Origin of the sequence: Propionicimonas sp., from assembly GCF_047606205.1 — a bacterium.
Classification (GTDB): Bacteria; Actinomycetota; Actinomycetes; order Propionibacteriales; family Propionibacteriaceae; genus Propionicimonas.
Map to the genome: position 1 here is coordinate 1 of NZ_JASGES010000181.1, position 6,280 is coordinate 6,280.

6 protein-coding genes and 1 tRNA gene are annotated in these 6,280 nt (G+C 69.1%); 3 read left to right on the top strand and 4 right to left on the bottom strand.

Annotation, left to right across the window (positions count from 1 at the left end; genetic code table 11):
- Positions 1-1,209 (top strand): amidohydrolase (locus QM633_RS11165; protein WP_415153834.1); only part of this gene is annotated, 1,209 nt, incomplete at its 5' end.
- A gap of 110 nt (positions 1,210-1,319) precedes the next feature.
- Positions 1,320-1,392, top strand: a tRNA-Lys gene (locus tag QM633_RS11170).
- Positions 1,393-1,444: 52 nt separating this feature from the next.
- Here the strand turns inward: QM633_RS11170 and QM633_RS11175 are convergent.
- The 4 genes from QM633_RS11175 to QM633_RS11190 all read right to left on the bottom strand — a co-directional run bounded on the left by QM633_RS11175 (position 1,445) and on the right by QM633_RS11190 (position 5,388).
- Positions 1,445-2,368 (bottom strand): carbohydrate ABC transporter permease, encoded by a 924-nt coding sequence (locus QM633_RS11175; RefSeq protein ID WP_415153835.1) that lies wholly within the window; start codon positions 2,366-2,368, stop codon positions 1,445-1,447.
- A complete protein-coding gene (locus QM633_RS11180; protein ID WP_415153836.1) occupies positions 2,365-3,459 on the bottom strand; it encodes a carbohydrate ABC transporter permease in 1,095 nt (364 codons plus the stop codon). Before QM633_RS11180 ends, QM633_RS11175 begins: the two co-directional genes overlap by 4 nt.
- Positions 3,460-3,547: 88 nt before the next feature.
- Positions 3,548-4,822 carry an ABC transporter substrate-binding protein gene (locus QM633_RS11185; RefSeq protein ID WP_415153837.1) on the bottom strand — a complete coding sequence of 425 codons (1,275 nt, stop codon included), beginning with the start codon at positions 4,820-4,822 and terminating at the stop codon, positions 3,548-3,550.
- A 272-nt stretch (positions 4,823-5,094) separates the two neighbouring features.
- Positions 5,095-5,388: a DUF3618 domain-containing protein gene (locus QM633_RS11190; protein WP_415153838.1), complete on the bottom strand. Its 294-nt coding sequence runs from the start codon at positions 5,386-5,388 to the stop codon at positions 5,095-5,097.
- Between the two features lie 171 nt (positions 5,389-5,559).
- On the opposite strand from QM633_RS11190, the gene QM633_RS11195 reads away from it, so the two are divergent.
- Positions 5,560-6,036: a peroxiredoxin gene (locus QM633_RS11195; RefSeq protein WP_415153839.1), complete on the top strand. Its 477-nt coding sequence runs from the start codon at positions 5,560-5,562 to the stop codon at positions 6,034-6,036.
- Positions 6,037-6,280 lie beyond the last annotated feature (244 nt).

Consider the following 6,280-nt stretch of genomic DNA (forward strand, 5'->3'; position numbering starts at 1 on the left):
GCGGCGCCGGCCGGCGCCGCGCTGCTGGTCGGCGGAGGGTACCGCCCGGCGGGGTGGGCGGAGCAGCCCTCGGTGCGCGCCCTGGACGCCGTCACCGGGTCGCTGCCCGTCGTCCTGGTCAGCGGGGACGCGCACGCCGGCTGGCTCAACACCGCGGCGCTGGCCCGCTTCGGGCTGTCCTGGCGCGACGAACCGGTGGTCGAGGCCGAGTGGTTCGCGGCGGTGCCGGCGCTGCTGGCCGCCGAGGACGCGCAGGCCGGCCCGGGCGCATATGCCGACGCCCTGACCGAGGCTGCGGCGAAGGGCGTGGTCGGCCTCGTCGACTACGACTTCGAGCCGGGGTTCGCCGCATGGCCACACCGCTGGGCCGCGGTCGGCGTGCCGCTGCGGATCAGGGCGTCGGTGTATCCCGCCGACCTGGCTGCCGCCCTCCGCGCGGGCGTCCGAACCGGTACCGCGCTGCCGGCCGGGGCAGGCGAGTCGCTGGTCGTGATGGGCTCGCTGAAGATCATCTCGGACGGCTCGCTGAACACCCGCACGGCCTCCTGCACCGAGCCGTATCCCGACGGCGGTCACGGCGTGCAGAGCGTGCCGCCGGAGGAGTTGCGCCGGCTGCTGGCCACGGCGAGGGCGAACGGCCTGAGCGTGGCCCTGCACGCGATCGGGGACGCCGCGGCCGCGGCCGCGCTGGATGCCTTCGAGGCCACCGGGGCCGCCGGAACGATCGAGCACGCGCAATTGCTCCCGCCGGACGCGCCCGCCCGGCTCGCCCGGGCCGGGCTGGTCGCCAGCGTCCAGCCCGCACACCTGCTGGACGACCGCGGTGTGACCGAGACCGTGTGGGGCGTCGAGCGAGCCTCACGGAGCTTTCCGCTGCGCGAACTGGTGGACGCGGGCGTCCGCCTGGCCTTCGGCTCGGATGCCCCGGTCGCCCCGCTCGACCCGTGGCTGGCGATGGCTGCGGCGATCCACCGGGGCGAACCGGGCGACGCGCCGTGGTACCCGGAGCACTCGCTCACCGCCGCCGAGGCCCTGGCGGCCAGCACCGGCGGCCTGAGGACGGTGGCCGCCGGCTCCCCCGCCGATCTGGTCCTGCTCGACGCCGACCCGCTGGCCGGATCCGATCCGGTTGAGCAGGCCCGCACCCTGAGGGGGATGACCGTGGCCGCCACCTGGGTGGCCGGCCGGCTGGTGCACCGGGCGTCCTGAGCCCCCGCACCACGCGTCCTGAGCCCCCGCACCGGGGGGTTCGCCCTCCAGCGCCGGCATAGCCGCCGATTTCTCCCCACGGGCACGGGTGCGCTAAAGTCTCTTCCTGCGCGCCGCTAGCTCAACTGGCAGAGCAGCTGGCTCTTAACTAGCGGGTTCGGGGTTCGAGTCCCTGGCGGCGCACACAGCGAGAGGCCCTGAGGAATCCCTCGGGGCCTCTCGCTCTGGTCGGACGCTACTTCACGCCGCCGGCGGTGAGGCCGGCCACGATCCGCCGCTGGAAGATCAGCACGCCGATGATCAGCGGGACGGTCACCAGGACACCGGCGGCCATGATCGTGCCCCACGGGGTGTCATAGCCGTAGGCGCCGGTGAACTTCGCGATCGACACCACCGCGGTGTACATGCGCTGCTCGGTGCCGAAGGTCAGCGCGATCATGAACTCGTTCCAGACCGCGATGAAGGTGATGATCGCCGTGGTGAACACGCCGGGAGCGGCCAGCGGGAGGATCACCTTCCGGAACGCCTGGCCGGGCGTGCACCCGTCCACCATGGCCGCCTGCTCGAGCTCCACCGGCAGCTGCCGGAAGAACGCCGTCAGGTTCCACACGCACAGCGGCAGGCCGAAGGACAGCGACGGGATGATCAGCGCCTGGTAGGTGTTCATCCAGTTGATCGGGAGCCACGGGTACGCCCCGGTGAACATCTTGAACAGCGGGATCAGCAGGGTGATGCCCGGGAACATCGAGCAGCCGATGATGATCGACAGCACCAGACCCTTGAACCGGAACCGCAGCCGGGCGAGGGCGTACGCGCCCAGGATGCCCAGCAGCAGGGTGAGCAGGGTGGTCGTCAGCGAGACGATCACCGAGTTCAGCAGCGCCTGGCCGAAACCGTTGCGCGGGTCGAAGACCGCGGGGTAGTTCTCGAACGAGACCGGATTGGGCCAGAACGAGGTGTCCCGGCCCATCGTCGGCAGACGCAGCGAGGAGACGATCATCCAGTAGAACGGCAGGACGCAGTACAGGACGATCAGGGCCATTCCCAGGACGACACCGATCGTGCCGACCCAGTACTTCCAGTCGCGGCTCGGCTTGTTCAGGACGGCGATCTCCGCGGCCGACACGTGGCCCGCGGCTGGCGTGGCTGCGGCGGTCATGACTGGTACCCCCCACTCGTGATCGTGCTCGTGGCGAGCCTCACCTTGCGTCCCTCTTCCTTCGCCAGCCTCTTCTGCCGCTTGCGCTGCTCCGACAGCGCCCTGGTCTCGTCGTCACCGATCACGTCGGCGCCGAGGAGCTTCACGAAGATGAAAGCGACCAGCACGATGTAGACGAACAGGACCAGGGAGTACGCGGCGGCGGAGCCGTAGCGCAGCTGGTTGTTCTCGTAGTAGGCGAACATCGAGATCGTCTCGACGAAGTACTTGCCCTGCCCGATCATGCCGTAGGGCAGGTCGAACATGCGCATGGTGTCGAGCGTGCGGAAGAGCACGGCCACCACCAGTGCGGGCTTCACCATCGGCAGGGTGATCCGGACGAACTGCTGCCACGCGTTCGCCCCGTCCACCCGGGCCGCCTCGTACACCTCGGACGGAATGGTCTGCAGTCCGGCCAGGGTGAGCAGGCCGATGAAGGGTGCGGTCTTCCAGGTGTCGGCGACGATCACCGCCCACTGCGAGTAGCGGTTGTCGGCCAGCCAGAGAATGTCCTGGCCGAGGATCTTGTTCATCACGCCCGCGGAGTCGAAGATCAGGCCCCACATCCTGGCCGAGACGATGGTCGGGATCGCCCACGGGATCAGGATCGCCGCCCGGACGAAACCCTTGCCGCGGAAGGCCCTGGCCATGATCAGGGCCATCGCCACGCCCAGCACGGTCTCGATCCCCACACAGACGACGGTGAAGAAGGTCACGTTCAGGAAGGAGTTGATCAGGCGGTCCATCGTGCCCCACGCACCGACGACATTGGTGGGGTTGGCGAAGATGTCGGTGAAGTTCTGCAGGCCGACGAAACTCTCGGTGTCGGCGATCATGCCGGTGGCCGGATCGACGCCGGTGTTCTTGCGGAACACCGACTCCCGCAGGGAAAGGATGATCGGGATCCCCACCACGAACAGGATCACGAGCATCGTCGGGGAGATCAGAATGCCGGCCAGGGTGCCCTGGCCGTCGCTGAGCAGGTTCTTCTTGCGCTTCTCGGTAACGGGAGGCGTTGTGCCGGCGAGTGTCGTTGTGGCGCCCTGGCTCATGTGCTTCCCCACCTCCTTTGCTAGGGAAAGAGACACCACTCGGGGTCGCGGCGTTCGACCGCGACCCCGAGAGGGCCCGACGAGGGAACTACTTGAGCAGGTCCGTCAGCTTCGTCTGCAGGTCGGAGAAGGCCTGGTCAGGCGTCGTGCTACCTTGCTTCAACGCCGTCTGCAAAGCAGCGTAGGTCGCATCCTGAATGGCTGCGGTCACGTCGCCGTACCGCACGGCCTTCGGCCGCGGCTTGGCACCCTTGATCGACTCGCCCAGCGTGGCCAGGTACGGGAACTGCTTCTGCAGCTCGGCGTCCCCGTACATGCTCTCCAGGATGGGGGCCAGCGAGCCCTTCTGCAGGAAGACCTTCTGGATGTCCTCGGACGCGATCCACTTGATGAAGTCGCCCGCGGTGCCCTTGTTGCTCGCGAAGGTCGAGATGCCGATGTTGTGGCCGCCGAGAGTCGAGACGCCCTGGCCGTCCTTGCCCGGGATCGGGGCGATCCCGAACTTGCCCGCCACGCCGGAGGAACCGTCGGTCTTGCTGGCCAGGTTGTAGACGTAGGGCCAGTTGCGCAGGAACAGGATCTTGCCGTCCTGGAACGCCTGGCGGCTCTCCTCCTCCTTCCAGGTGAGGGCTTCCTTGGGGATGCTGCCACTGGAGAAGCCGTCGGTCAGCCAGGTCAGGCCCGCGATCGCCTCGGGGGTGTTCACGTTCGGCTTGCCGTCATCGGTGATGAACTGGCCGCCCGCCGAGTTCACGGCCTCGGCAACGTTGCAGGTCAGGCCCTCGTACTTCTGGAACTGGCCGGCGTAGCAGGACATGCCCTTCTGGCTCGGCAGGACCTTGTCACAGGCCGCCTGCATGTCGTCCCACGTCTTCGGGGCCTCGAGGCCGGCCTTGTCGAGCAGGTCCTTGCGGTAGAACAGCAGCGCCCCGTCCGAGGACTGCGGGTAGGCGTAGAGCTTGCCGAAGTAGGTCGCCGCGTCGACGGCGCTGCTCAGCATGCCGGTGGTCGGGAACTTGTCGGCCGGGAGTTCCTGGAGCCAGCCGTTGGCGGCGAACTCGGCCGTCCACACGACGTCCACGGACATGACCGAGAACTCGCCGCTCTTGGCCTGCGCGCGCTTGATCATGTCGGCGCGCTGCTGGTCGGCCTCGGGAGAGAGCTCGATCAGGGTGACCTTCTCGTTGGGGTGGGCATCGTTCCACTGCTGCAGGACGCCGGCCCAGACGCCGGCGGTGTCCTTGCCCTGGGCGTAGGTGATCGGCCCGCGCTCGTCCCAGTTCACACCGGCTGCGGAACTCGCTGCCGGGGTGGAGGAAGAGCTGCACGCAGCGGTGACCAGCACGGCACCAACAGATGCCACCGCCGCGAGCACGCGCCGCGTTGTGCGTGCATGAGACATTGCGTCCTCGCTTCTCAGAAGTGTCCCCCGCCATTGGGGACTCTGGGTGCACTCTAGGCACGCGGCCACCCCGCTGGGCAGCACCTTTCCCGGATTGTTATCGAAGTCCAACCGTCCAATCAGCCCGATGTGGCAAATGAAACGATCTATCTGTCTTTGCCCCGTCCGGACGTGGCGGTAAATCGACTGACCCGAAGCAAGCTCACCCCGAGGATCTGCGGGATCGGGTCAGCTCAGCGCCCGCGCAGGATCGACCGCACGATCACCGCGAAGGTCACCGCGCCGCCGACGGCCGCCGCAACCAGCGCGACCCGCTCCGTCCGCAGCGAACCCCGCTCGTCGACCAGCTGGGATTTCGCCTGCTCGAAGCTGCCGCGCGCGAACGTCCGCGCGTCCTCGACGGTGTGGGCGACGATGGCCTTCGGGTGCACCTGACTGATCAGCCCCTCGACGCTCGCCGCCAAGCGCTGCCGGGCAGCGTCGATCTCGGCCTCGATCTCCTCGCGGGTGCGCACTGCCTCTGCCATCGCTCCTCCAAGCTCACCGGCGCCGGTCTGCGCACAGCCTATGCCAGCCCCTCCCCGTCCGCGCGACGACCGCCACCAACCACGGCACGCGGGGGACGGCTCCCTCGCGACGGGATGGCGGGCGACGGTCGTTCCCGTTGGTCGGAACGACTCCTCTACTAGGGTGGCGCCATGACCCAGCTCACGCCCGGCGACATCGCCCCTGCCTTCACCCTGCCGGACGCGGACGGGAAGCCCGTCTCGCTGTCCGACTACGCCGGCGGCCGGGTCATCGTCTACTTCTTTCCCGCGGCGCTGACCCCGGGCTGCTCGCTCGAGGCCGTCGATTTCGACGCCGCGATGGCCGACCTCGCGGCGGCCGGCTACCAGGTCGTGGGCGTCTCCCCCGACAGCACCGCGAAGCTCGCGACGTTCCGCGAGCGGGACCACCTGCGGTTCCCACTCCTTGCCGATCCGGCGCGGGACGTCCTCGGCGCCTACGGCGCGTTCGGCACGAAGATGCTCTACGGCAAGCAGGTCGAGGGAGTGATCCGCTCCACCTTCATCGTCGACGTGGACGCCGCCGGCGCCGGCGTGGTGAAGGTCGCGCAGTACAACGTGCGCGCGACCGGCCACGTGGCAAAGCTGCGCCGCGAACTGGGCGTGTGATCCTCCCCGGTCATTCGTGACGGCTGCCCGCAGGCTGTTCCCGCGGATCGATCGCCCCGCCGACCGACCTCCTCACACGATGACGCGGACACAGCGTCCCTTGGCAACCTCCACGCGGAGGTGCGGGCCGAGGGCCGCGGAACTGTCCCCGACCCACACGTCGTGCCAGCCGTCCCGCGGGCGGCGGCAGCGACCCGCCGGGTCCCAGCGCGCGAACGCATCCGCCCGCAGCCGCACCCGCGCC

Excerpts from the sequence above, each read along its gene's own strand:
- QM633_RS11175 (WP_415153835.1), bottom strand. The coding sequence starts at position 2,368 with ATGACCGCCGCAGCCACGCCAGCCGCGGGCCACGTGTCGGCCGCGGAG.
- QM633_RS11180 (WP_415153836.1), bottom strand. The coding sequence starts at position 3,459 with ATGAGCCAGGGCGCCACAACGACACTCGCCGGCACAACGCCTCCCGTT.
- QM633_RS11195 (WP_415153839.1), top strand. The coding sequence starts at position 5,560 with ATGACCCAGCTCACGCCCGGCGACATCGCCCCTGCCTTCACCCTGCCG.
- QM633_RS11190 (WP_415153838.1), bottom strand. The coding sequence starts at position 5,388 with ATGGCAGAGGCAGTGCGCACCCGCGAGGAGATCGAGGCCGAGATCGAC.